Source organism: Pseudomonas sp. BF-R-24 (assembly GCF_019947335.1).
Taxonomy (GTDB): domain Bacteria; phylum Pseudomonadota; class Gammaproteobacteria; order Pseudomonadales; family Pseudomonadaceae; genus Aquipseudomonas; species Aquipseudomonas jessenii.
This window is the reverse complement of record NZ_JAGYGG010000010.1, coordinates 123,314-145,226: the sequence shown is the minus strand read 5'-3', so window position 1 is coordinate 145,226 and position 21,913 is coordinate 123,314. Positions and strand designations below refer to the sequence as shown.

General features: G+C 58.4%; 16 protein-coding genes and 1 tRNA gene. 14 read left to right on the top strand and 3 right to left on the bottom strand.

The window, feature by feature from the left end:
- Position 1: 1 nt before the first annotated feature.
- From apaG to KGA98_RS10880, 7 genes are all read left to right on the top strand, one after another.
- Positions 2-382 (top strand): Co2+/Mg2+ efflux protein ApaG, encoded by a 381-nt coding sequence (gene apaG, locus KGA98_RS10910; RefSeq protein ID WP_150813996.1) that lies wholly within the window; start codon positions 2-4, stop codon positions 380-382.
- Positions 382-1,263 (top strand): symmetrical bis(5'-nucleosyl)-tetraphosphatase, encoded by an 882-nt coding sequence (locus tag KGA98_RS10905; RefSeq protein WP_218494773.1) that lies wholly within the window; start codon positions 382-384, stop codon positions 1,261-1,263. The genes apaG and KGA98_RS10905 overlap by 1 nt, the downstream gene beginning before the upstream one ends.
- A gap of 33 nt (positions 1,264-1,296) precedes the next feature.
- Positions 1,297-1,626, top strand: a complete 330-nt coding sequence (glpE, locus tag KGA98_RS10900) for a thiosulfate sulfurtransferase GlpE (protein ID WP_057713070.1) — start codon at positions 1,297-1,299, stop codon at positions 1,624-1,626.
- 297 nt (positions 1,627-1,923) lie between these two features.
- Positions 1,924-3,846, top strand: coding sequence for a PrkA family serine protein kinase (locus tag KGA98_RS10895; RefSeq protein ID WP_057713069.1), 1,923 nt, complete (start codon positions 1,924-1,926; stop codon positions 3,844-3,846).
- A 204-nt stretch (positions 3,847-4,050) separates the two neighbouring features.
- Positions 4,051-5,322 (top strand): YeaH/YhbH family protein, encoded by a 1,272-nt coding sequence (locus KGA98_RS10890; protein WP_057713068.1) that lies wholly within the window; start codon positions 4,051-4,053, stop codon positions 5,320-5,322.
- On the top strand, positions 5,319-6,881 hold the full coding sequence (locus tag KGA98_RS10885; protein ID WP_057713067.1) for a SpoVR family protein: 1,563 nt from the start codon (positions 5,319-5,321) through the stop codon (positions 6,879-6,881). Before KGA98_RS10890 ends, KGA98_RS10885 begins: the two co-directional genes overlap by 4 nt.
- Positions 6,882-6,944: 63 nt before the next feature.
- Positions 6,945-8,174, top strand: a complete 1,230-nt coding sequence (locus tag KGA98_RS10880; protein ID WP_223502325.1) for a multifunctional CCA addition/repair protein — start codon at positions 6,945-6,947, stop codon at positions 8,172-8,174.
- A gap of 82 nt (positions 8,175-8,256) precedes the next feature.
- Here the strand turns inward: KGA98_RS10880 and folK are convergent, their stop codons facing one another.
- Complete coding sequence (folK, locus tag KGA98_RS10875; RefSeq protein ID WP_150813999.1) at positions 8,257-8,775, bottom strand: 2-amino-4-hydroxy-6-hydroxymethyldihydropteridine diphosphokinase; 519 nt, start codon at positions 8,773-8,775, stop codon at positions 8,257-8,259.
- Positions 8,766-9,122 (bottom strand): dihydroneopterin aldolase, encoded by a 357-nt coding sequence (gene folB, locus KGA98_RS10870; RefSeq protein WP_008051601.1) that lies wholly within the window; start codon positions 9,120-9,122, stop codon positions 8,766-8,768. The genes folK and folB overlap by 10 nt, the downstream gene beginning before the upstream one ends.
- 74 nt (positions 9,123-9,196) lie before the next feature.
- Here folB and plsY point away from each other — a divergent pair, with 74 nt between their 5' ends.
- Positions 9,197-9,766, top strand: a complete 570-nt coding sequence (plsY, locus tag KGA98_RS10865) for a glycerol-3-phosphate 1-O-acyltransferase PlsY (protein ID WP_057713064.1) — start codon at positions 9,197-9,199, stop codon at positions 9,764-9,766.
- Positions 9,767-9,789: 23 nt separating this feature from the next.
- Here the strand turns inward: plsY and tsaD are convergent, their stop codons facing one another.
- On the bottom strand, positions 9,790-10,815 hold the full coding sequence (tsaD, locus tag KGA98_RS10860; RefSeq protein WP_057713063.1) for a tRNA (adenosine(37)-N6)-threonylcarbamoyltransferase complex transferase subunit TsaD: 1,026 nt from the start codon (positions 10,813-10,815) through the stop codon (positions 9,790-9,792).
- A gap of 199 nt (positions 10,816-11,014) precedes the next feature.
- Between tsaD and rpsU the strand changes: the two genes are divergently transcribed.
- The 6 genes from rpsU (at position 11,015) to KGA98_RS10830 (ending at position 21,649) form a co-directional block, all read left to right on the top strand.
- Positions 11,015-11,230, top strand: coding sequence for a 30S ribosomal protein S21 (gene rpsU / locus KGA98_RS10855; protein ID WP_002551877.1), 216 nt, complete (start codon positions 11,015-11,017; stop codon positions 11,228-11,230).
- A 481-nt stretch (positions 11,231-11,711) separates the two neighbouring features.
- Complete coding sequence (gene dnaG, locus KGA98_RS10850) at positions 11,712-13,679, top strand: DNA primase (protein WP_008051597.1); 1,968 nt, start codon at positions 11,712-11,714, stop codon at positions 13,677-13,679.
- A 67-nt stretch (positions 13,680-13,746) separates the two neighbouring features.
- Complete coding sequence (gene rpoD / locus KGA98_RS10845; RefSeq protein ID WP_057713062.1) at positions 13,747-15,594, top strand: RNA polymerase sigma factor RpoD; 1,848 nt, start codon at positions 13,747-13,749, stop codon at positions 15,592-15,594.
- Between the two features lie 122 nt (positions 15,595-15,716).
- A complete protein-coding gene (locus KGA98_RS10840; RefSeq protein WP_223502324.1) occupies positions 15,717-19,463 on the top strand; it encodes a bifunctional diguanylate cyclase/phosphodiesterase in 3,747 nt (1,248 codons plus the stop codon).
- Between the two features lie 15 nt (positions 19,464-19,478).
- A tRNA-Ile gene (locus KGA98_RS10835) sits at positions 19,479-19,555 on the top strand.
- Between the two features lie 606 nt (positions 19,556-20,161).
- On the top strand, positions 20,162-21,649 hold the full coding sequence (locus KGA98_RS10830; RefSeq protein WP_223502323.1) for an ATP-dependent nuclease: 1,488 nt from the start codon (positions 20,162-20,164) through the stop codon (positions 21,647-21,649).
- The last annotated feature ends 264 nt before the right edge of the window (positions 21,650-21,913 follow it).

Genomic DNA, 21,913 nt, shown 5'->3' with positions numbered 1-21,913 from the left:
CATGTCCGATCCTCGCTATCAGGTCGACGTCAGCGTCGTCACCCGCTATCTGGCAGAACAATCGCAACCCGAGCACGACCGCTTTGCCTTCGCCTACACCATCACCGTGCAAAACAATGGCCTGATGCCCGCCAAACTGCTTTCACGGCACTGGGTCATCACCGATGGTGACGGGCATGTCGAAGAAGTGCGCGGCGCAGGCGTAGTCGGCCAGCAACCGTTGATCGACCCCGGCAAGAGCCACACCTACAGTAGCGGCACGGTCATGACCACCAAGGTCGGCACCATGCAAGGCACCTATCAGATGCTGTCCGACGACGGTAAACATTTCGATGCCATCATCGCGCCCTTCCGCCTGGCGGTGCCCGGAGCCCTGCACTGATGGCAACGTACGCTGTCGGTGACCTGCAAGGCTGTCTTCAGGCCCTGCAATGCCTGCTCAAACAAGTGGCGTTCGACCCGAAACGCGATCGTCTGTGGCTGGTGGGCGACCTGGTCAACCGCGGCCCGCAGTCGCTGGAAACCTTGCGCTTCCTCTACAGCATTCGCGAATCGCTGGTGTGCGTGCTCGGCAACCATGACCTGCACTTGCTGGCGGCCGGACGCAATATCGAACGCCTGAAGAAGGCCGACACCCTGCGCGAGATCATTGAAGCGCCCGATAGCGCTGAACTGCTCGAATGGCTGCGCCAGCAAAAACTCATGCATTACGACGAACAGCGCAACCTTGTACTGGTCCATGCCGGCATTCCACCGCAGTGGTCGCTGCGCAAGGCCTTGAAGTGTGCCGCCGAAGTCGAGGCTGCCTTGCGTGACGACAACCTGTTGCCGCCCTACCTCGATGGCATGTACGGCAACGATCCGGCGAAATGGGACAACGACCTCAAAGGCGTGACGCGCCTGCGGGTGATCACCAACTATTTCACCCGCATGCGTTTCTGCACCGCCGAAGGCAAACTCGACCTCAAGAGCAAGGAAGGCCTCGATACCGCACCACCTGGCTACAAACCCTGGTTCCAGCACAAGGAACGCAAGACCAAGAATCTGAAAATCATTTTCGGTCACTGGGCAGCGCTGGAAGGCAACGTCGAAGAGCCGGGTGTTTCGGCGCTCGATACAGGCTGTGTCTGGGGCGGCGCCCTGACCCTGATGAACGTCGACAGCTTTGAGCGCCTGTCCTGCAAATGCGATGAACACGGTCATGCCGTACCGCCAGTCGCCTCATCCATTCCCCAAACATCGCCAGCCAGCGCCCCGCGCTAGACTGCCCATTCAGCCGAGCCACAGGAGCCCGCCATGAGCGAATTCAAACGTATTCCCCCGGAACAGGCCCAGGCCCTGCGCGAACAAGGCGCAGTGGTGGTCGACGTCCGCGACCCGGCCACTTTTGCCGCCCTGCACATCGCAGGTTCCAAGCATCTGGACAACCATTCCCTGCACGCTTTCATCCAGGGTGCCGACCTCGATGCACCGACCGTGGTGGTCTGCTATCACGGCAATTCCAGCCAGGGCGCGGCCGCTTACCTGGTCAGCCAGGGCTTCTCCGACGTCTACAGCATGGATGGCGGATTCGAGTTGTGGCGTACGACGTATCCTGCGGAAACGGCGCAAGGCACCACTGAATAATTTTTTTGTAACGTTGCAGGCCCCGGCTCCCGCGGGCTAGCGCGGTGGCAGACGAACGGTCTGCCACAACTAATTACGTATCTCGCCTTTACCTCCCGAATTCCCAACTATCCTTAAGCCCAGGCCATCCAAAACAGGGGAGAGCCGGTACACCGGCGCACGGGTCATCGGGAGTAGCTTTCGGAGTAGTCAGCTCCGGGAGAGTTCTGGGGGGTAAACAGCAATCGCCTGTTCGGTTGCTGCCAGCATCGACTGAGTGATCCGGCGTCGGCTCCACGTATCGAGCGAGGTGACGTCATGAGTATCTTTAGCCACTTCCAACAACGCTTCGAGTCCACACGCCAGGAAGAACTCTCTCTGCAAGAGTATCTTGAGCTGTGCAAACAGGACCGCAGCGCCTACGCCTCCGCCGCCGAGCGTCTATTGCTGGCCATCGGTGAACCGGAACTGCTCGACACCTCGACCAACTCGAGACTGTCGCGCATCTTCTCCAACAAGGTCATCCGCCGCTATCCGGCCTTTGAAGACTTCCACGGGATGGAAGAATGCATCGACCAGATCGTGTCGTATTTCCGCCATGCCGCTCAGGGCCTGGAAGAGAAGAAACAGATCCTGTACCTGCTCGGCCCTGTCGGTGGCGGTAAATCGTCCCTGGCCGAGAAGCTCAAGCAACTGATAGAAAAAGTGCCCTTCTATGCAATCAAGGGCTCGCCGGTTTTCGAGTCGCCCCTGGGTCTTTTCAACGCCACCGAAGATGGCGCGATCCTCGAGGAAGACTTTGGCATTCCACGGCGCTACCTCAACACCATCATGTCGCCATGGGCGACCAAACGCCTGGCCGAATTCGGTGGCGACATCAGTCAGTTCCGCGTGGTCAAACTCTACCCGTCGATCCTCAACCAGGTCGCCGTGGCCAAGACCGAACCTGGCGACGAAAACAACCAGGACATCTCGGCGCTGGTGGGCAAGGTCGATATCCGCAAACTGGAGGAGTTCCCGCAAAACGACGCCGACGCCTACAGCTACTCGGGCGCCCTGTGCCGGGCCAACCAGGGCCTGATGGAATTCGTCGAAATGTTCAAGGCACCGATCAAGGTGCTGCACCCACTGCTGACCGCCACACAGGAAGGCAACTACAACAGTACCGAAGGCCTCGGCGCGATTCCGTTCACCGGGATCCTGCTGGCGCACTCCAACGAATCGGAGTGGCACACCTTCCGCAACAACAAGAACAACGAAGCCTTCATCGACCGGATCTACATCGTCAAAGTGCCGTACTGCCTGCGGGTCAGCGACGAAGTGAAGATCTACGACAAGCTGCTGTTCAACAGTTCGCTGGCCAAGGCGCATTGCGCGCCGGACACCCTGAAGATGCTGGCCCAGTTCACCGTGCTCTCGCGCCTCAAGGAGCCGGAAAACTCCAACATCTACTCGAAGATGCGCGTGTACGACGGCGAGAACCTAAAGGACACCGATCCGAAAGCCAAGTCGATCCAGGAATACCGCGACAATGCGGGCGTCGACGAAGGCATGAACGGTCTGTCGACCCGCTTCGCGTTCAAGATCCTGTCGAAGGTGTTCAACTTCGACCCGCACGAAATTGCCGCCAACCCGGTGCACCTGCTCTACGTGCTTGAACAACAGATCGAGCAGGAACAGTTCCAGGCCGAAACCCGCGAACGCTATCTGCGCTTCCTCAAGGAGTACCTGGCACCGCGCTACATCGAATTCATCGGCAAGGAGATCCAGACCGCCTACCTCGAGTCCTACAGCGAGTACGGCCAGAACATCTTCGATCGTTATGTGCTGTACGCCGACTTCTGGATCCAGGACCAGGAATACCGCGACCCGGAAACCGGCGAGATCCTCAACCGCGTAGCGTTGAACGAAGAACTGGAGAAAATCGAAAAACCGGCCGGCATCAGCAATCCGAAGGATTTCCGCAACGAAATCGTCAACTTCGTACTGCGCGCCCGGGCCAACAACAACGGCAAGAACCCGACCTGGCTCAGCTACGAAAAACTGCGGGTGGTCATCGAGAAGAAAATGTTCTCCAACACCGAGGACCTGCTGCCGGTCATCAGCTTCAATGCCAAGGCCAGCAAAGAGGACCAACAGAAACACAACGACTTCGTCACACGGATGGTCGAGCGGGGCTACACCGACAAACAGGTACGACTGCTGTCCGAGTGGTACCTGCGGGTCAGAAAATCACAGTAACCCGCTGCCGGTCAGACCGGTTGTCGTCAGCCAGAGGCCTGTGTACGCGTTTTCTGTTACACAGACCTCTGGAAGGTGTTCGAAAGTCGGTAGCGAGGTACAGGCAGCATCCAAAAGCGCTTGGGGGAGCGTGAACATCCCTTGGCACCGGTCCGATGCTGCATAACCGCTCGCCCCTTTCAGGACAGCTTCTAAGGAGCAGTCATGAGCTATGTGATCGACCGACGTCTCAATGGCAAGAACAAGAGCACGGTGAACCGCCAGCGTTTTCTGCGGCGCTACCGTGATCACATCAAGAAGGCTGTCGAAGAGGCGGTCAGCCGGCGCTCCATTACCGATATGGAACACGGCGAACAAATCAGCATTCCCGGCCGCGACATCGACGAGCCGGTGCTTCATCACGGTCGCGGTGGCAAGCAGACGGTCGTGCACCCGGGCAACAAGGAGTTCACCAGCGGCGAACATATCGCCCGGCCACCGGGAGGCGGTGGCGGTCGAGGCCCCGGCAAGGCGGGCAATTCCGGCGAGGGGATGGACGAATTCGTCTTCCAGATTACCCAGGAAGAGTTCCTCGAGTTCATGTTCGAGGACCTCGAGCTGCCCAACCTGGTCAAACGCAACCTGACCGGCACCGACACCTTCAAGACCGTGCGCGCCGGGATCAGCAACGAGGGCAACCCGTCGCGGATCAACATCATCCGCACCCTGCGCTCAGCCCACGCCCGGCGCATCGCCCTGTCCGGCAGCAGCCGCGCAAAACTGCGTGAAGCCAAGGAAGAACTTCTGCGACTCAAGCAAGAAGAACCGGACAACTTCGGCGATATCCAGGAAATCGAAGCAGAAATCGAAAAACTCAGCGCACGCATTCACCGTATACCGTTTCTCGACACCTTCGACCTCAAGTACAACCTGCTCATCAAACAGCCCAACCCCAGTTCCAAGGCCGTGATGTTCTGCCTGATGGACGTGTCCGGCTCGATGACCCAGGCGACCAAGGACATCGCCAAGCGCTTCTTCATTCTGCTGTACCTGTTTCTCAAACGTAACTACGACAAGATCGACGTCGTGTTCATCCGCCACCACACCAGCGCCCGCGAAGTGGATGAAGAGGAGTTTTTCTACTCCCGGGAAACCGGCGGCACCATCGTCTCCAGCGCCTTGAAACTGATGCAGGAGATCATGGCCGAGCGTTATCCGAGCAACGAGTGGAACATCTACGCCGCCCAGGCCTCAGACGGTGACAACTGGAACGACGACTCTCCGATCTGCCGCGACATCCTGATCAACCAGATCATGCCATTCGTGCAGTACTACACTTACGTTGAGATCACCCCGCGCGAACACCAGGCCCTGTGGTTCGAGTACGAGCGCATCGCCGAAGCCTTTTCCGATACATTTGCCCAGCAACAACTGGTCTCGGCCGGGGATATCTATCCGGTCTTCCGTGAACTCTTCCAGCGCAGGTTAGTGACATGACCGCCAAAGAGCAGAAACGCCAACCCATTTCCACCGGCTCCGAATGGACGTTCGAGCTGATCCAGGCCTACGACCGCGAAATCAGTCGTATTGCGGCCGGTTACGCACTCGATACGTATCCCAACCAGATCGAAGTGATCACCGCCGAACAGATGATGGACGCCTACGCCTCGGTCGGTATGCCGCTGGGTTATCACCACTGGTCCTATGGCAAGCACTTCCTCAGCACCGAAAAGTCCTACACCCGCGGCCAGATGGGGCTGGCGTACGAGATCGTGATCAACTCCGACCCATGCATCGCCTACCTGATGGAAGAAAACACCATCTGCATGCAGGCGCTGGTGGTGGCCCATGCCTGCTACGGGCACAACAGCTTTTTCAAAGGCAATTACCTGTTCCGCACCTGGACTGACGCCAGTTCGATCATCGATTACCTGGTGTTTGCCAAGCAGTACATCATGCAGTGCGAAGAACGCCACGGTATCGACGCGGTCGAGGATCTGCTCGACTCCTGCCATGCGCTGATGAACTATGGTGTCGATCGTTACAAACGCCCTTATCCGATCTCCGCGGAGGAAGAACGTCGCCGGCAAAAGGACCGGGAAGAGCATTTACAGAAACAGATCAACGATCTGTGGCGCACCATTCCCAAGGGCGCGGACAAGTACAGCGACAAGGACAACGCACGCTTCCCCGCCGAACCCCAGGAAAACATCCTGTACTTCATCGAAAAACATGCGCCGCTGCTGGAGCCATGGCAGCGGGAAATCGTGCGTATCGTGCGCAAGATCGCCCAGTATTTTTATCCACAGCGTCAGACCCAGGTCATGAACGAGGGTTGGGCCACGTTCTGGCACTACACACTGATGAACGACCTGTACGACGAAGGCCTGGTCACCGACGGCTTCATGATGGAGTTCCTGACGTCCCACACCAGCGTGGTATTCCAGCCTGGCTTCGATAGCCCCTACTACAGTGGCATCAACCCCTACGCCCTGGGGTTTGCCATGTACCGCGACATCCGCCGCATGTGCGAAGAGCCTACGGAAGAAGATCGCCGCTGGTTCCCTGACATTGCCGGTACCGACTGGCTGGCAGCCATCAAGTTCGCCATGAGCAGCTTCAAGGATGAGAGCTTCATCCTGCAGTACCTGTCGCCCAAGGTGATCCGCGACCTGAAGCTGTTCAGCATTCTCGATGACGACCAGAAGGACGACCTGCTGGTGCCCGCCATTCACGACGAAGGTGGCTACCGCATCATCAGGGAAACCCTCGCGGCACAGTACAACCTGGGCAATCGCGAGCCCAACGTGCAGATCTACAGCATCGACCGTCGCGGTGACCGCTCCCTGACCCTGCGTCACCAGCAGCACGACCGCAAACCGCTGGGGGACTCGACCGAAGAAGTGCTCAAACACCTGCACCGCCTCTGGGGCTTCGACATTCACCTGGAAACCCTGCAAGGCGATCAGGTCATGAAAACCCACCATGTGCCGCCCAGAAGCGAGCACAGCGAAGGTGATTACGGCCGCCTGGACCTGGCCGTCATCCATCTTTGATCCGGTTTGTGCCTCCGAAAGCTCGATGCAACGGTTATCCTGTCGAGCTAACGGAGGTTTTTTATGCGTATTTATAAAGTCGGCGGTGCGGTACGTGATCGCCTGCTGGGCAAACCGGTTACCGATATCGACTGGGTTGTGGTCGGCGCTACCACCGAAGAAATGCTCGCCAAGGGCTTTCGCCCGGTGGGCGCGGACTTCCCGGTGTTTCTTCATCCCAAAAGCGGTGAGGAATACGCCCTCGCCCGCACCGAGCGCAAAAGCGGACGCGGTTATGGCGGGTTCACTTTTCACGCCAGCCCTGAAGTCACCCTCGAAGAAGACCTGATCCGCCGCGACCTGACCATCAATGCCATGGCCGAGGACGATCAGCAGAACCTGACCGACCCGTACCACGGCCAGCGCGATCTTGAGGCACGCCTGCTTCGCCATGTTTCCCCGGCATTTGCCGAAGATCCACTCCGGGTCCTGCGTGTTGCCCGCTTCGCGGCTCGCTACGCGACGCTGGGTTTTACCGTTGCCCCCGAAACCCTGGCGCTGATGCGCCAACTCAGCGAGTCAGGCGAACTTGAAGCGCTGACCCCCGAGCGCAGCTGGAAGGAAATTTCCCGCGCCCTGCTGGAGGATCAGCCACAGGTATTTGTTGAGGTTCTGCGCGCATGCGGCGCACTCAAGGTTCTGATGCCCGAGGTCGACGCGCTGTTTGGCGTACCGCAACCACCCGCCCATCACCCGGAAATCGATACAGGTGTACATACCCTGAGCGTGTTGCAGCAAGCCGCACTACACAAACAGCCACTCACCGTGCGCTGGGCGTGCCTGCTGCACGACCTGGGCAAGGGACTGACGCCAGAGGATGAATGGCCGCGACACATTGCCCACGAGTTCAAGGGCCTGAAGTTGATCAAAGCGGTCAATGAACGTTTCAAGGTGCCGAGGGACTGCCAGGAACTGGCGCTGCTGGTGGGCGAGTACCACACCCATGGGCATCGCGCCCTTGAGCTGAAGCCATCGACATTGCTGGAGTTGTTGCAAAGCTTCGACATTTACCGTCGGCCACAGCGGTTCGAGGAGTTCATCGCCGCATGCGAGATGGATGCGCGTGGGCGCAAAGGGCTGGAAGAAAGAAGTTACCCACAGGCGGATTATTTGCGCGGTGCTGCAACTGCGGCGCGTAGCGTGGCGGTTCAGCCGTTGCTGGAGAAAGGCTTCAAGGGGCCGGAGTTGGGGGAGGAGATCAAGCGCGAGCGGCTCAAGGCGCTGAAGGCTTACAAAGAGGCGACGTCTGTCTGAAAAGCTTCGCGAGCAAGCCCGCTCCCACAGGAATTGCATCGTACCTGTGGGTGCGGGCTTGCTCGCGAAGGCGTCAGTAAGGTCACAACAAATCTGAAGGTGTCAGCTGTTCACCGTGCCATTCGAACGCTACTGGCGCCAACACCTGATCAATCTGCGCTTCAGCCCACAAAGTCGCAAAACTCTTGCCTGCGCCCGGGTGCACGCGATCCGGCGCTATCAACGACAACGGCCACAGAACGAACGCATTTTTCAGAATTTCTGCCCGCGGCAAGATCAAGCCATCGAAATTGCCCACCAGGTCACCGAACAACAATACGTCGATATCCAGCGGCAAACCTCGGCGATCCGGTGCGTAACGACCGTTATCCGCCTCAATGAACTTCAATCGACGATCAAGCTCCATCAGCGGCAGATCGGTATACGCCGACACCACGAAATTGAAGAACGGCCCGCTCTTGATGCCCACCGGCTGGCTTTCGAACACCGCCGAACAGCGGATATCGACAAGGAATGCCGCCAGAGCATCGAGTCCCGCCCGCAAATGGGTTTCACGCTCGATATTGCTACCGAGCCCGAGGTACACCTGAGTCAGCGACATCCGCGCTCGATCTCCACGCCCACACCGCCGGTGGCAGCCGGGACGGCCCCGGGCTTGGTCAACTTAAGGCGCATCCAGGTGATCTTGAATTCGCTCATCAGCACTTCAACCAGGCGCTCGGCAAAGGTTTCCACCAACTGGAATTGCGCCTGCTCGGCAAACGCCTGGATGCGCGAGGAAACACTGGCGTAGTCGAGCGCCAGGGTCAGGTCATCACCGGCTGCGGCCGGGCGATTATCCCAGGCGAAACTCAGGTCAAGACGCAAGCACTGTCGGATGCCTCGCTCCCAGTCGTAGGCACCAATCACCGTGTCGACTTCCAGGCCCTCGATAAACACTCTGTCCAAGCACTTCTCTCCGCTACACGACAAGGGCGCAATGCGCCGTTAGAATCAGGGCTTCCTCGCCCGGAATAGTTAGCATGTTTTGGTTATTGGCGATCCTCGCCTACCTGCTCGGCTCTCTGTCCTTTGCCATTTTGCTCAGCCGCATGACCGGTAACCCCGATCCGCGAATGAGTGGCTCGGGCAATGCCGGTGCCACCAACATGTTGCGCCTGGCCGGCAAGAAGCTCGCCATCCTGACCTTGCTCGGGGACCTTTGCAAAGGCCTGCTGCCGGTACTGATTGCGCGTCTTGCGGGTCTTTCGCAGCAGGAACAGGCCTGGATCGGCGTCTATGCCGTCATCGGCCATCTGTTTCCGTTGTACTTTCGCTTTCGCGGCGGCAAGGGCGTCGCCACCGCTGCCGGCATGTTGCTGGGACTGTACCCGCCCGCTGCCCTTCTGGCGGTCTGCACCTGGCTCTTGACGTTCTACCTGACCCGCACCAGCTCCCTGGCCGCCCTCATCGCCACACCGCTGACCTTGCCGTTGCTGGCCTGGCAAGAACCGGCCGCCCTGCTGCCCATGAGCACGCTCACCGGGCTGATCGTATGGCGTCATCGCGGCAATCTACGCGACCTGTTTGCCGGGCGCGAACGGCATTTCTAGCCGCCGGACATGAGCACCGCTCATCACAATGCGGTCAACTGCTCCATCGGCCAACGCGCCTGCACGCTGATCGCCAGGCTTTCCTGCTGACCGGCCTGCAAGCGCTGGCAGCCGGCAAAGGCAATCATCGCGCCGTTATCGGTGCAGAACTGCGCACGGGCATAAAACACATCGCCCTTCATGTCGCCGAGCATTTTCTCCAGGGAAGTGCGTAACGCCTTGTTGGCACTGACACCCCCTGCAATCACCAGGCGCTTCATGCCAGCGGCCTTCAGGGCACGCTTGCACTTGATGGTCAAAGTCTCCACCACGGCCTGCTGGAATGCCAGCGCGATGTCGCAACGGGCTTGCTCTCCGTCGTCCCCGGCGTTGACGCACTGTTGCCAGGTGTTCAGCGCAAAGGTTTTCAGGCCACTGAAGCTGAAATCCAGGCCCGGACGGTCGCACATCGGCCGCGGGAAGACGAAACGCCCTGCAACGCCTTGTTCTGCAAGGCGAGCGATCTCCGGTCCGCCCGGATAATTGAGCCCCATCATCTTGGCCGTCTTGTCGAAGGCCTCGCCGGCGGCGTCATCCAGGGTCTCGCCCAGAAGCGTGTACTGACCGATTCCGTCGACCTGAACCAGTTGCGTGTGACCACCCGACACCAACAAAGCGACGAACGGAAATTCCGGCGGTTGCGACTCCAGCATCGGCGCCAGCAAATGGCCTTCCATGTGATGCACACCAAGGGCCGGAATACCCCAGGCAAAGGCCAGCGCCTGAGCACAGGAAGCCCCTACCAGCAAGGCACCAACCAGGCCAGGACCCGCGGTGTAGGCGATCGCATCGATCTCGGTCGGCACGCAGTCGGCCTCGGCCAACACCTGACGAATCAAGGGCAGCATGCGTTTGACGTGATCGCGTGAAGCCAGCTCCGGCACCACGCCACCATAGGCACGGTGCAGGTCGATCTGACTGAACAACGCGTCGGCCAGCAGGCCGCGTTCACTGTCATACAATGCGACACCAGTTTCGTCGCAGGATGTTTCTAATCCCAGTACTAGCATGGGTTTGCGCCTTGTTTAGGCTGAATTCGAAGGCGCGCATAATAGTCGTCGCGTGATGCCCCTACCAGCGGTTTTCGATCAGAGGCTTTGCATTCCGAGCGTTGAGGGGTTAACATCCGCAACCCTTAAAAACCGACGTCTTCAAGTGCTCTTTTGCCGCGAGGATGTTGACCCCGGTAATGAATGAAGGTAGCTCTGGATGCCAGCCGTCAAAGTAAAAGAGAACGAACCCTTCGACGTAGCTCTGCGTCGTTTCAAGCGCTCCTGCGAAAAAGCCGGTGTACTGGCTGAAGTTCGTAGCCGCGAATTTTACGAGAAGCCAACTTCTGAGCGTAAGCGCAAAGCAGCAGCCGCTGTTAAGCGTCACGCCAAGAAAGTTCAGCGCGAACAGCGCCGCGCCGTTCGTCTGTACTAATACACAGACGATCGTAGCAAGCTTCTGCCAAGCCCGGCCCTCAGCCGGGCTTATGGCATTTGCGTAAAACGCTTGATGCTTCACTGTCAAAGCCGCAGACGCGACCGAGACAAATCTGCTTCACCGCGTCAGACCTGGCTCTTTTGCCAGCGGTGCACGTCTTTTCTGACGAGCCTTTCAAGGCTACTGACGAGCACACCCACTGATTCCTCTCACGACGATCAGCCCAAGGCACCTGCTTGCGTGCCAGATGATGAGCTATCCGGGGCCTATGATTGGCCACAGCGGATTCAGCGCAACACATTCAAACAGTCGAATACTGATTGGCATTAACGTCAGTGGATTTTCGGCAGATACACTTCCCGACAGCGATTACGCAGACGACACTGGTCGAGCCGCACACTTTGCGCGCCTCAAACAATGACCGCGTTCGGTCGCCGTACGTTTCGGGTTCCTTTTCAGCGCAGATGACGAGAACGCCATGGCCGGGCTAATTCCCCAGAGCTTCATTGACGACCTTCTGAACCGCACCGACATCGTCGATGTGGTCAGCTCGCGCCTGCAATTGAAAAAGGCCGGCAAAAATCACACTGCCTGCTGCCCGTTCCACAAGGAAAAGACTCCGTCGTTCAGCGTCAGCCCCGACAAGCAGTTCTATTACTGCTTCGGCTGCGGCGCCGGCGGCAACGCCCTCGGCTTCATCATGGACCACGACAACCTGGATTTCGTCCAGGCTGTCGAAGAACTGGCCAAAGCCGCCGGCATGGAAATCCCCCGCGAAGAAAGCGGCCGGCCGCACAAACCGCGACAGCCGACCGATTCGCCGCTGTATCCGCTACTGAGCGCCGCTGCCGACTTTTATCGCCAGGCCCTCAAAAGCCACCCATCGCGCAAGGCCGCCGTGGAATACCTGAAAGGTCGCGGGCTGACCGGCGAAATCGCCCGGGACTTCGGCCTGGGCTTTGCTCCGCCTGGCTGGGACAACCTGTTCAAGCACTTGAGCAGCGATACCCTGCAACAAAAAGCCATGATCGATGCCGGCCTGCTGATCGAAAACGCCGAAAGCGGTAAACGCTACGACCGCTTCCGCGACCGCGTGATGTTTCCGATCCGCGACAGTCGCGGGCGCGTCATCGCCTTCGGCGGCCGGGTATTGGGCGACGACAAGCCGAAATACCTGAACTCCCCGGAAACCCCGGTTTTCCATAAAGGCCAGGAACTCTACGGCCTGTATGAAGCGCGCAAGACCAACCGCAACCTCGACGAGATCATCGTCGTCGAGGGCTACATGGACGTCATTGCCCTGGCCCAGCAAGGCCTGCGCAATGCCGTCGCGACCCTGGGCACCGCCACCAGCGAGGAACACCTCAAGCGGCTGTTTCGCGTCGTGCCCAGCGTGCTGTTCTGCTTCGACGGCGACCAGGCCGGCCGCAATGCGGCATGGCGGGCGCTGGAGGCGACACTTTCGAGCCTGCAGGACGGTCGTCGCGCACGCTTTTTGTTCCTGCCCGAAGGCGAGGACCCGGACACTCTGGTCCGCTCCGAAGGCACCGACGCCTTTCGCGCACGGATCAACCAGCACGCGCAGCCACTGGCCGATTACTTCTTCCAGCAACTGACGGAAGAAGCCGACCCGCGCTCGCTTGAGGGCAAGGCCCATATGGCCACCCTCGCCGCGCCGTTGATCGACAAAGTTCCGGGCGCCAACCTGCGCACCCTGATGCGTCAGCGCCTGAGCGAAATCACCGGCCTGAGCGGTGAAGCGGTCAGTCAGCTGGCACAAAGCGCCCCGCAAGAAGCACCGCCGGCCTACGACCCGGGCATCGATTACGACGCGATGCCCGATTACAGCGACTATCATCAGCCGCAGGCACAGGAAATGTATGTGCCGCAGCAGGAATGGACGCCGAAGAAACCCGGTGCAGGAGGCAAGAAATGGGACAAGAAACCGTGGGACAAGAATGGCAAACGGGGCGGTGATCGTGATCAACCCCGCGCGCCACGGGTGCCCGCCGCCGTAGAACCGCCAACCCTCGCCGCCTTGCGCACGTTGTTGCATCACCCGCAACTGGCCGAAAAAGTCGAGGATGCCGGGCACTTCGCCGCCGAGGATCACACCAACACGCAATTGCTGGTGGCGCTGCTCGAAGCTGTACAGAAGAATCCCAAGCTAAACTCAATTCAACTGATTGCGCGTTGGCACGGCACAGAACAAGGCCGCTTGCTCAAGGCCTTGGCGGAAAAGGAATGGCTGATTGATGGAGATAACCTTGAACAACAGTTTTTCGACACCATTACTAGCTTGTCAGCCCGCCAACGCGAGCGAAACCTGGAACAACTTCTGCGAAAAGCGCGTCAAAGCGAATTGACCAGCGAAGAGAAAAATCAACTGCGCGACCTCTTGAGTCGCAATGTTTCCGCATCAAACCCGACCTCAACTGGCGCGTGAGGTCATAGCTCAGGTATAATCCTCGGCTTGTTTTTTGCCCGCCAAGACCTTCAGTGGATAGGGTGTTATGTCCGGAAAAGCGCAACAGCAGTCTCGTATCAAAGAGTTGATCACACTTGGTCGTGAGCAGGGCTACCTGACTTACGCGGAGGTCAACGACCACCTGCCGGAGGATATTTCAGATCCGGAACAGGTGGAAGACATCATCCGCATGATCAATGACATGGGGATCAACGTATTCGAGGTTGCGCCAGATAAGGATTCCCTTATGCTGGCCGACGCCGATACCGACGAAGCCGCAGCCGAAGAGGCCGCTGCAGCGTTGGCTGCGGTCGAGACCGACATTGGTCGCACTACCGACCCGGTGCGCATGTACATGCGCGAAATGGGTACGGTGGAGCTCCTCACGCGTGAAGGCGAAATCGAAATCGCCAAGCGTATTGAAGAGGGCATCCGTGAGGTGATGAGCGCAATCGCGCACTTCCCTGGCACGGTTGATCATATTCTCTCCGAGTACACCCGCGTCACCACCGAAGGTGGTCGCCTGTCCGACGTTCTGAGCGGTTATATCGACCCGGACGACGGCATTGCGCCGCCTGCGGCAGAAGTGCCGCCGCCGATTGACGCGAAAGCCGTCAAGGCGGATGACGATTCCGACGACGAAGAGGGTGAAGCCTCCGATGACGAGGAAGAAGCCGAAAGCGGTCCGGATCCGATCATCGCTGCACAGCGTTTTGGCGCTGTGGCCGATCAGATGGAAATCACCCGCAAGGCGCTGAAAAAGCACGGTCGCAACAACAAGGCAGCGATTGCCGAGCTGTTGGCCCTGGCCGAGCTGTTCATGCCGATCAAACTGGTGCCGAAGCAATTCGAAGGCCTGGTCGAGCGTGTTCGCAGCGCCCTGGATCGCCTGCGTCAGCAAGAGCGCGCAATCATGCAGCTCTGCGTTCGTGATGCGCGCATGCCGCGTGCCGACTTCCTGCGCCAGTTCCCGGGCAACGAAGTCGACGAAAGCTGGAGTGATGCCCTGGCCAAAGGCAAAGGCAAATACGCTGAAGCCATTGGTCGTCTGCAGCCGGACATCATCCGTTGCCAGCAGAAGCTGACCGCGCTGGAAACCGAAACCGGTTTGACCATCGCCGAGATCAAGGACATCAACCGTCGCATGTCGATCGGTGAGGCCAAGGCCCGCCGCGCGAAGAAAGAGATGGTTGAAGCCAACTTGCGTCTGGTGATCTCCATCGCCAAGAAGTACACCAACCGTGGCCTGCAATTCCTCGATCTGATCCAGGAAGGCAACATCGGCTTGATGAAAGCGGTAGACAAGTTCGAATACCGTCGCGGCTACAAATTCTCGACTTATGCCACCTGGTGGATCCGTCAGGCGATCACTCGCTCGATCGCCGACCAGGCCCGCACCATCCGTATTCCGGTGCACATGATCGAGACGATCAACAAGCTCAACCGCATTTCCCGCCAGATGTTGCAGGAAATGGGTCGCGAACCGACCCCGGAAGAGCTGGGCGAACGCATGGAAATGCCTGAGGACAAGATCCGCAAGGTATTGAAGATCGCTAAAGAGCCGATCTCCATGGAAACCCCGATCGGTGATGACGAAGACTCCCATCTGGGTGACTTCATCGAAGACTCGACCATGCAGTCGCCAATCGATGTTGCAACCGTTGAGAGCCTTAAAGAAGCGACTCGCGAAGTACTGTCCGGCCTCACTGCCCGTGAAGCCAAGGTATTGCGCATGCGTTTCGGTATCGACATGAATACCGACCACACCCTTGAGGAGGTTGGTAAGCAGTTCGACGTGACCCGTGAGCGGATTCGTCAGATCGAAGCCAAAGCGCTGCGCAAGCTGCGCCACCCGACGAGAAGCGAGCATCTGCGCTCTTTCCTCGACGAGTGATCACAGAACCCCCGGCCCAGGCCGGGGGTTTTGCTTTGTACAGATTAAATCCCCCTGCTTCCCCCCTCCGCCCTGTAGCCGTCTACACTCGAAACATTCCCCCGAGCCATAACGAGACCGTTATGCCCAGACTGCCGACCGTGCTTTTTTTGCTGTCGCTGATGACCTGGACCGCAACGGCTGGCGCGCTGACTCTCACTGACGAAGAACGTAGCTGGCTGGCGGCTCACCCGGAATTGCGTCTGGGTGTCGATGCGTCATGGCCGCCCTTCGAGTTTCGTGACGATGAGGGCCGCTACCAGGGACTTGCCGCGGATTACATTGAGGTCATCCGCAAAAGGCTGGCAACCCGGCTCACGCCCATCGAGCCGGTGAGCTGGACCGCCGTCCTGGAACAGGCCAAGAAGGGCAAGCTGGACCTGCTGCCGGGCATCATGTCGACCCCGGAACGCCAGAATTACCTGTCGTTCACCCGCCCCTATCTGGATTTTCCGATTGTCATCCTGGCCCATGTCGGGGGCCCTCAACCACATAACCTGAAAGACCTCTACGGCCTGAAAATCGCCGTGGTGGAAAACTACGCCCCCCACGAACTGCTGCGCACCCACCATCCCGACTTGAACCTTGTGGCGATGCCCAACGTCAGTTCGGCGCTGCAGGCGCTGGCCATCGACGAAGTAGACGCAGTGGTAGGCGATCTGGCTTCCAGCGTCTGGAGCCTGCGCCAACTCAAGCTCGATGGGTTGTATGTCAGCGGTGAAACGCCCTATCGCTATCAACTGGCCATGGGTGTACCCCGCAACAACAAGATGCTGGTCGGCATTCTCGACAAAGTCCTGGCGGACATGAGCCCGGCTGAAATCAGCGCCATTCAGGAGCATTGGGTCGGTAACGTCCTCGATCATCGAACTTTCTGGAGTGACTTGCTGGTGTACGGCCTGCCCGGATTGCTGCTGCTGACTACCGTGCTGGCGGTGGTTATCCGCATCAACCGCCGCTTGAGCTCGGAAATCGCCCGCCGGGTCGACCTTGAACAGGAACTGCGCAGCAGCGAATACCACTATCGCGGCCTGGTGGAGAGCCTGTCGGCCATCGCCTGGGAAGCAAAAGTCACGGACTTCACCTACAGCTATGTATCGCCCCACGCCGAAGACCTTCTCGGTTATCCCCTGTCCCATTGGCTGATTCCAGGCTTCTGGCGCAACATCATTCACCCTGCCGACCTGACACGCGCCCAGACCTTCTGCGATCACGAAGTACTGGCCGGGCGCGATCACCGCCTCGATTACCGGGTGATCACCGCCGACGGCCGCTGCCTGTGGGTGCGAGATATCGTCAGCCTGATCGAGCACGGGCATGAGCCGGTGCTGCGCGGCTTGATGATCGATATCACCGACGCCAAGCGCACTGAAGAAGCACTGCGCCTGTCGGAACAGAAATTTGCCTCCGTGTTCCAGCAATGTCCGGACATTCTGGTGATCGCGCGCCTGAGCGACGGTTGCCTGCTGGAGGTCAACGATGCGTTCGAGGAGCAAATCGGCCTCAAGGCCGAGGACGTCATTGGCCAGACCGCCACCAACCTGAACATCTGGGGGATTCCCGGTGTCGGGCCGGGCCTGCTGCAACGCTTGCAGGCCGGCAGCATCCGCAACCTGGAAATGCCCTTTCGCCGCAGCAACGGCCATGTGTTTACCGGCCTGATCTCCGCCGAGCCGTTCGACCTCGACATGACACCGGCGCTGGTGGTCGTGGTGCGGGACATCACCCAACTCAAGGAAACCCAGCAACAGCTGCAAACATCCGAAGAAAAATTCGCCAAGGCCTTCCATGCCTCCCCCGACGGTTTGCTGCTGTCGCGGCAAAGCGATGGCTTGCTGTTGGAGGTCAACGACGGTTTTAGCCGCATCACCGGGTTCAACAGCGCCATGTCGGTGGATCGTTCGGCGCTGGACCTGGGGATCTGGGTCAACCTCAATGAACGCAAGCAAATGCTCGATCTGCTGCGCCGCGATGGCTTTGTCCGCGACTTCAGCTGCCATATCCGCCGCAGCGACGGGCAGATCCGACTCTGTGAAGTATCCAGCCGTCCACTGCCGATTGGCGATGACGACTGCATGCTGACCATCGCCCGGGACATCACCGAGCGGCACCTGATGCAGGAAAAACTGCAACAGGCCGCCACCGTGTTCGAAAGCACCGCCGAAGGCGTGTTGATCACCGATACCCAACAGCACATCAGCGCGGTCAACCGTGCTTTCACCGAAATCACCGGTTACAGCGAAAGCGAAGCCCTGGGCCACACGCCACGCCTGCTCGCCTCGGGCCTGCATGACAGCGCGTTCTACGCGGCCATGTGGCATCAATTGACCGCCGAAGGCCACTGGCAAGGCGAGATTTCCAACCGACGCAAGAATGGCGAGCTGTATCCAAGCTGGCTGACCATCAGTGCCGTGCGCAACCGGGAGAACTTCATCACCCACTTTGTCGCGGTGTTCGCCGACATTTCCAGCCTCAAGCACGCCCAGGCCAAACTCGACTACCAGGCACACCACGACCCGCTGACCGGCCTGCCGAACCGTACGCTGTTCGAAAGCCGCCTGCTGACGGCGCTCAACAGCCAGCAGGAAAACGGCGGCCAGGGCGCGGTGCTGTTCCTCGACCTCGACCGCTTCAAACACATCAACGACAGCCTCGGCCACCCGGTCGGCGACCTGCTGCTCAAGGGCATTGCCGTGCGCCTCAAGGAGCAGTTGCGTGACATCGATACCGTGGCGCGCCTGGGGGGTGACGAATTCATTATCCTGCTGCCGGGCCTGCAACAATCCAGCGATGCCGACCACATCGCCACCAAACTGCTCAACTGTTTCGCCGCGCCGTTCCAGGCCGGTGAACACGAGTTCTTCATCAGCGCCAGCATCGGCACCAGCCTCTATCCGAAGGATGGCTGCGACGTTGCCACACTGATCAAGAACGCCGACGCCGCGATGTACCGCTCCAAGGCCAAGGGCCGCAACCGTGTCGAAAGCTACACCCGCGACCTCACCGCCCAGGCCAGCGAACGCGTGGCGCTGGAACACGAACTGCGCCGTGCCATCGAGCGCAACGAGTTGCGCCTGTGCTACCAACCGAAAATCAGCCTCGAAGACTACAGCCTGGTCGGCGCCGAAGCCCTGATCCGCTGGCACCATCCGACCTTTGGCGACGTGCCCCGGGAACACTTCATCCCGCTGGCCGAAGAAAACGGCATGATCCTGCAAATCGGCGACTGGGTCCTGGAAACCGCCTGCCGGCAGATGGCCGAATGGCACCGGCTGTACGAAAATCCCGGCCCGCTGTCGGTCAACCTGGCCGGCGCCCAACTGCGCCAACCCAACCTGCTGGGCCGCATCGAACAGTTGCTCAAGGACAACGGTCTCAACCCCGGTTTCCTGCAACTGGAAATCACCGAAAACTTCATCATGAGCCAGGCCGAAGAAGCGCTGGCGGTATTGCATCAACTCAAACAACTGGGCGTGCAACTGGCCATCGATGACTTCGGCACCGGCTACTCGTCCTTGAGTTACCTCAAGCGCCTGCCGCTGGACATCCTCAAGATCGACCAGTCCTTCGTCCGCGGCCTGCCGGACGATCCCCACGACGCGGCGATCGTCCGCGCCATCATCGCCCTCGGACGCAGCATGCAGTTCACCGTGATTGCCGAAGGGGTCGAGACCCACGCGCAACAGCAATTCCTCGCTGCCGAAGGCTGTGAACAAATCCAGGGCTACATCGTCAGCCTGCCCCTCCCCCCCGACGAATTTGCCGCAACGTTTCTTCGTACAGCAGTAAAGGCTTTTTCGGATAGCACAGTCGCAAAACCGTCGCTATAATCCGCGACCTACTGAGGGCCTATAGCTCAGTTGGTTAGAGCAGAGGACTCATAATCCTTTGGTCCACGGTTCAAGTCCGTGTGGGCCCACCAAACAAATCAATGGGTTAGGTAGATTCTGCCTAGCCCATTTTTGTTGAACCCGGAAAATATTCCCCGTTCGCTCCCCGTTTTATCCAACACTACCCTCAGCAGCACGACTCTCAGCAGTACCGCCAAGCAGACGGCGACTGCGCTGCGAGAGTCTGCGTTTCGTGTTATTCGGCTGGTGCTGACAAGGACAATCAGGAGCATTCTTTGCCGCGAGCTCCTCAGACGCTTAGTTCGCCCCGAACAAGCCAGTAGCTGGCGCAACGATAGTCAGCGGGGCCGCCGACGCGGGCTACAGACCACTTGTCTCATTTAGACAAAAAATCTACGAATTAATGCGAGAAGGTTTTCCGGAGCGGTCTTTGAAGCGAAGGCTCCAGACTTTTGCCCTGCCCCCTCCCTAGGGCCTCTGTCAAGCAGCACCAGTGAATCGCCCCGTTTCGTAGGCAGCCTTGATCGTCAGCTCAGGCTGCTCAGTATCGATCGTGACCGACACAAATCGGCCAAAAGCGGGCCTACGCTGACGGCCCCCAAGAGGCTAAGTGGCGACACTGGTAGTATAGTGGCGCTTTGGCATAATCATCTGAAAGTAGACAATGAGGCTGTACGATGGAACGTAGTGAAATCAGAGAGTCGAGAAAACTCGCCTTGCTCAAGAAAGTCCGTGAGCACGACTATGGAAAGTACTTGTATAAAGCAAGTATCCAGCGGATTAGAGGGTTTGCTGGTGAGGACATTACTTTTGAATTTCCAGTTACGGCACTCATCGGGCCTAACGGTAGCGGAAAGTCTTCCGTTTTAGGTGTCGCAGGTTGTGCATACAAACCCATCAAGCCTGGATACTTTTTTCCTAAAAGTGCCGTTGGTGATGAGTCTATGTCTGGATGGCGAGTCGAGTATGAACTCGTAGACAAAGCACTCAACCCCCGCCAACTGGTCAAAAGAAGCAGCAATTTCAGACAAGCGAAATGGGTTCGGGGGGAAGTAGCGGACCGAGTTGTTCTTTTCTTCGGAATTGAGCGCACCGTACCTGCGGGAGAAAAAACCCGGTTCAAAAAGCTGACTAAGTCGTCTTATGTACACCAGGGTGCACTTTTGTCTCTTGACGCGGAAGTCGCGACTCAAGTCGAACACGTTCTTGGAAAAGCCGTAACTGAATTTCGTGTTACCGATGTGGGCCAAGACGAACTGTTCTTAATCGGAAAAAATGGCGACCAGCAGTACTCGGAATTTCATTTTGGAGCTGGCGAGTCCTCCATCATCAGAATGATCAGTGAGATCGAGCAAGCTCCCCCAAACTCCCTCATCATCATTGAGGAAATTGAGAACGGTCTCCATCCAATCGCTACACGCCGCATGGTCGAGTACCTCATTGATGTTGCTGAGCGGAAATCCGTGCAAACAGTGTTCACAACGCACAGTGACTATGCTCTTTCCCCTTTGCCTAATGAGGCAATCTGGGCGTGCATCTCAGGCAAGCTTAAGCAGGGAAAACTATCGGTTCAGGCTTTGAGAGCTGTATCAGGCCGTGTTGATAGAAAGCTCGCCGTTTTTGTTGAGGATGATTTTGCAAAAAACTGGGTCGAGGCGATCCTTCGAGAAAAGCTTGGCGCTGAATTTGAGCAAGTGGAAATTCATGCGGTTGCTGGGGACGGTACAGCCGTCAGTACGCACAGAAGCCATGTCCGTAACCCTGCAATTTCTTTCAAGTCACTTTGCATTATCGATGGCGACTCTGAGCAGCAAGGTGATGACGACCCCGAAAGTGGCATTATCCGGCTACCTGGCGATCAACCTGAGATAAGTGTTTACGACGATATTTTGTCTAACATCGAACGAGATATCGCGGTCTTGACAGTGTCCTGCCAGCGCCCTCCGGAAGCGCAAGCGGAAGTCAGGTCAGCCATGGAAGAGATTGTGAGAACCAATAGAGACCCACACTTACTCTACGTCCAATTGGGACTGAAAATTGGCTTCGTATCTGAAGTGATTGTCCGAGGGGCGTTCTTCGCCCTTTGGGTGAGAAATAATCCTGATTTTTGCAACGCGTTAGCGACACGAATCCATGCGCTAGTTCAAGAGCCGGAAGCCGCATAACACCTCTTTTAAACTTTGATTAAAAGCCAACCCGTACCACGCCGCCCATGATGGCGGCGTGTGTATTTCTGGCGGCCGAACAGCGCGCCATTAGACGTCTTGAACGACCGTTTTTACATTGGTGGAGGCGCTGAAATACAGAAGCTGAGAGCTCGGCATTCGATGCGCGGCAACGTCTGTTATGGATCGCTTTCTGCCTGTCGCGAGGGGCTGCTTGCGACCGAGGATGTGTGAAAACGTTTTGGAGCAGGTTTGACAGTCAGG

What these genes read in the sequence shown, in the direction of transcription:
- apaG (WP_150813996.1), top strand. Translation starts at nt 2, where the DNA reads ATGTCCGATCCTCGCTATCAGGTCGACGTCAGCGTCGTCACCCGCTAT.
- KGA98_RS10905 (WP_218494773.1), top strand. Translation starts at nt 382, where the DNA reads ATGGCAACGTACGCTGTCGGTGACCTGCAAGGCTGTCTTCAGGCCCTG.
- glpE (WP_057713070.1), top strand. Translation starts at nt 1,297, where the DNA reads ATGAGCGAATTCAAACGTATTCCCCCGGAACAGGCCCAGGCCCTGCGC.
- KGA98_RS10895 (WP_057713069.1), top strand. Translation starts at nt 1,924, where the DNA reads ATGAGTATCTTTAGCCACTTCCAACAACGCTTCGAGTCCACACGCCAG.
- KGA98_RS10890 (WP_057713068.1), top strand. Translation starts at nt 4,051, where the DNA reads ATGAGCTATGTGATCGACCGACGTCTCAATGGCAAGAACAAGAGCACG.
- KGA98_RS10885 (WP_057713067.1), top strand. Translation starts at nt 5,319, where the DNA reads ATGACCGCCAAAGAGCAGAAACGCCAACCCATTTCCACCGGCTCCGAA.
- KGA98_RS10880 (WP_223502325.1), top strand. Translation starts at nt 6,945, where the DNA reads ATGCGTATTTATAAAGTCGGCGGTGCGGTACGTGATCGCCTGCTGGGC.
- folK (WP_150813999.1), bottom strand. Translation starts at nt 8,775, where the DNA reads ATGTCGCTGACTCAGGTGTACCTCGGGCTCGGTAGCAATATCGAGCGT.
- plsY (WP_057713064.1), top strand. Translation starts at nt 9,197, where the DNA reads ATGTTTTGGTTATTGGCGATCCTCGCCTACCTGCTCGGCTCTCTGTCC.
- tsaD (WP_057713063.1), bottom strand. Translation starts at nt 10,815, where the DNA reads ATGCTAGTACTGGGATTAGAAACATCCTGCGACGAAACTGGTGTCGCA.
- rpsU (WP_002551877.1), top strand. Translation starts at nt 11,015, where the DNA reads ATGCCAGCCGTCAAAGTAAAAGAGAACGAACCCTTCGACGTAGCTCTG.
- dnaG (WP_008051597.1), top strand. Translation starts at nt 11,712, where the DNA reads ATGGCCGGGCTAATTCCCCAGAGCTTCATTGACGACCTTCTGAACCGC.
- rpoD (WP_057713062.1), top strand. Translation starts at nt 13,747, where the DNA reads ATGTCCGGAAAAGCGCAACAGCAGTCTCGTATCAAAGAGTTGATCACA.
- KGA98_RS10840 (WP_223502324.1), top strand. Translation starts at nt 15,717, where the DNA reads ATGCCCAGACTGCCGACCGTGCTTTTTTTGCTGTCGCTGATGACCTGG.
- KGA98_RS10830 (WP_223502323.1), top strand. Translation starts at nt 20,162, where the DNA reads ATGGAACGTAGTGAAATCAGAGAGTCGAGAAAACTCGCCTTGCTCAAG.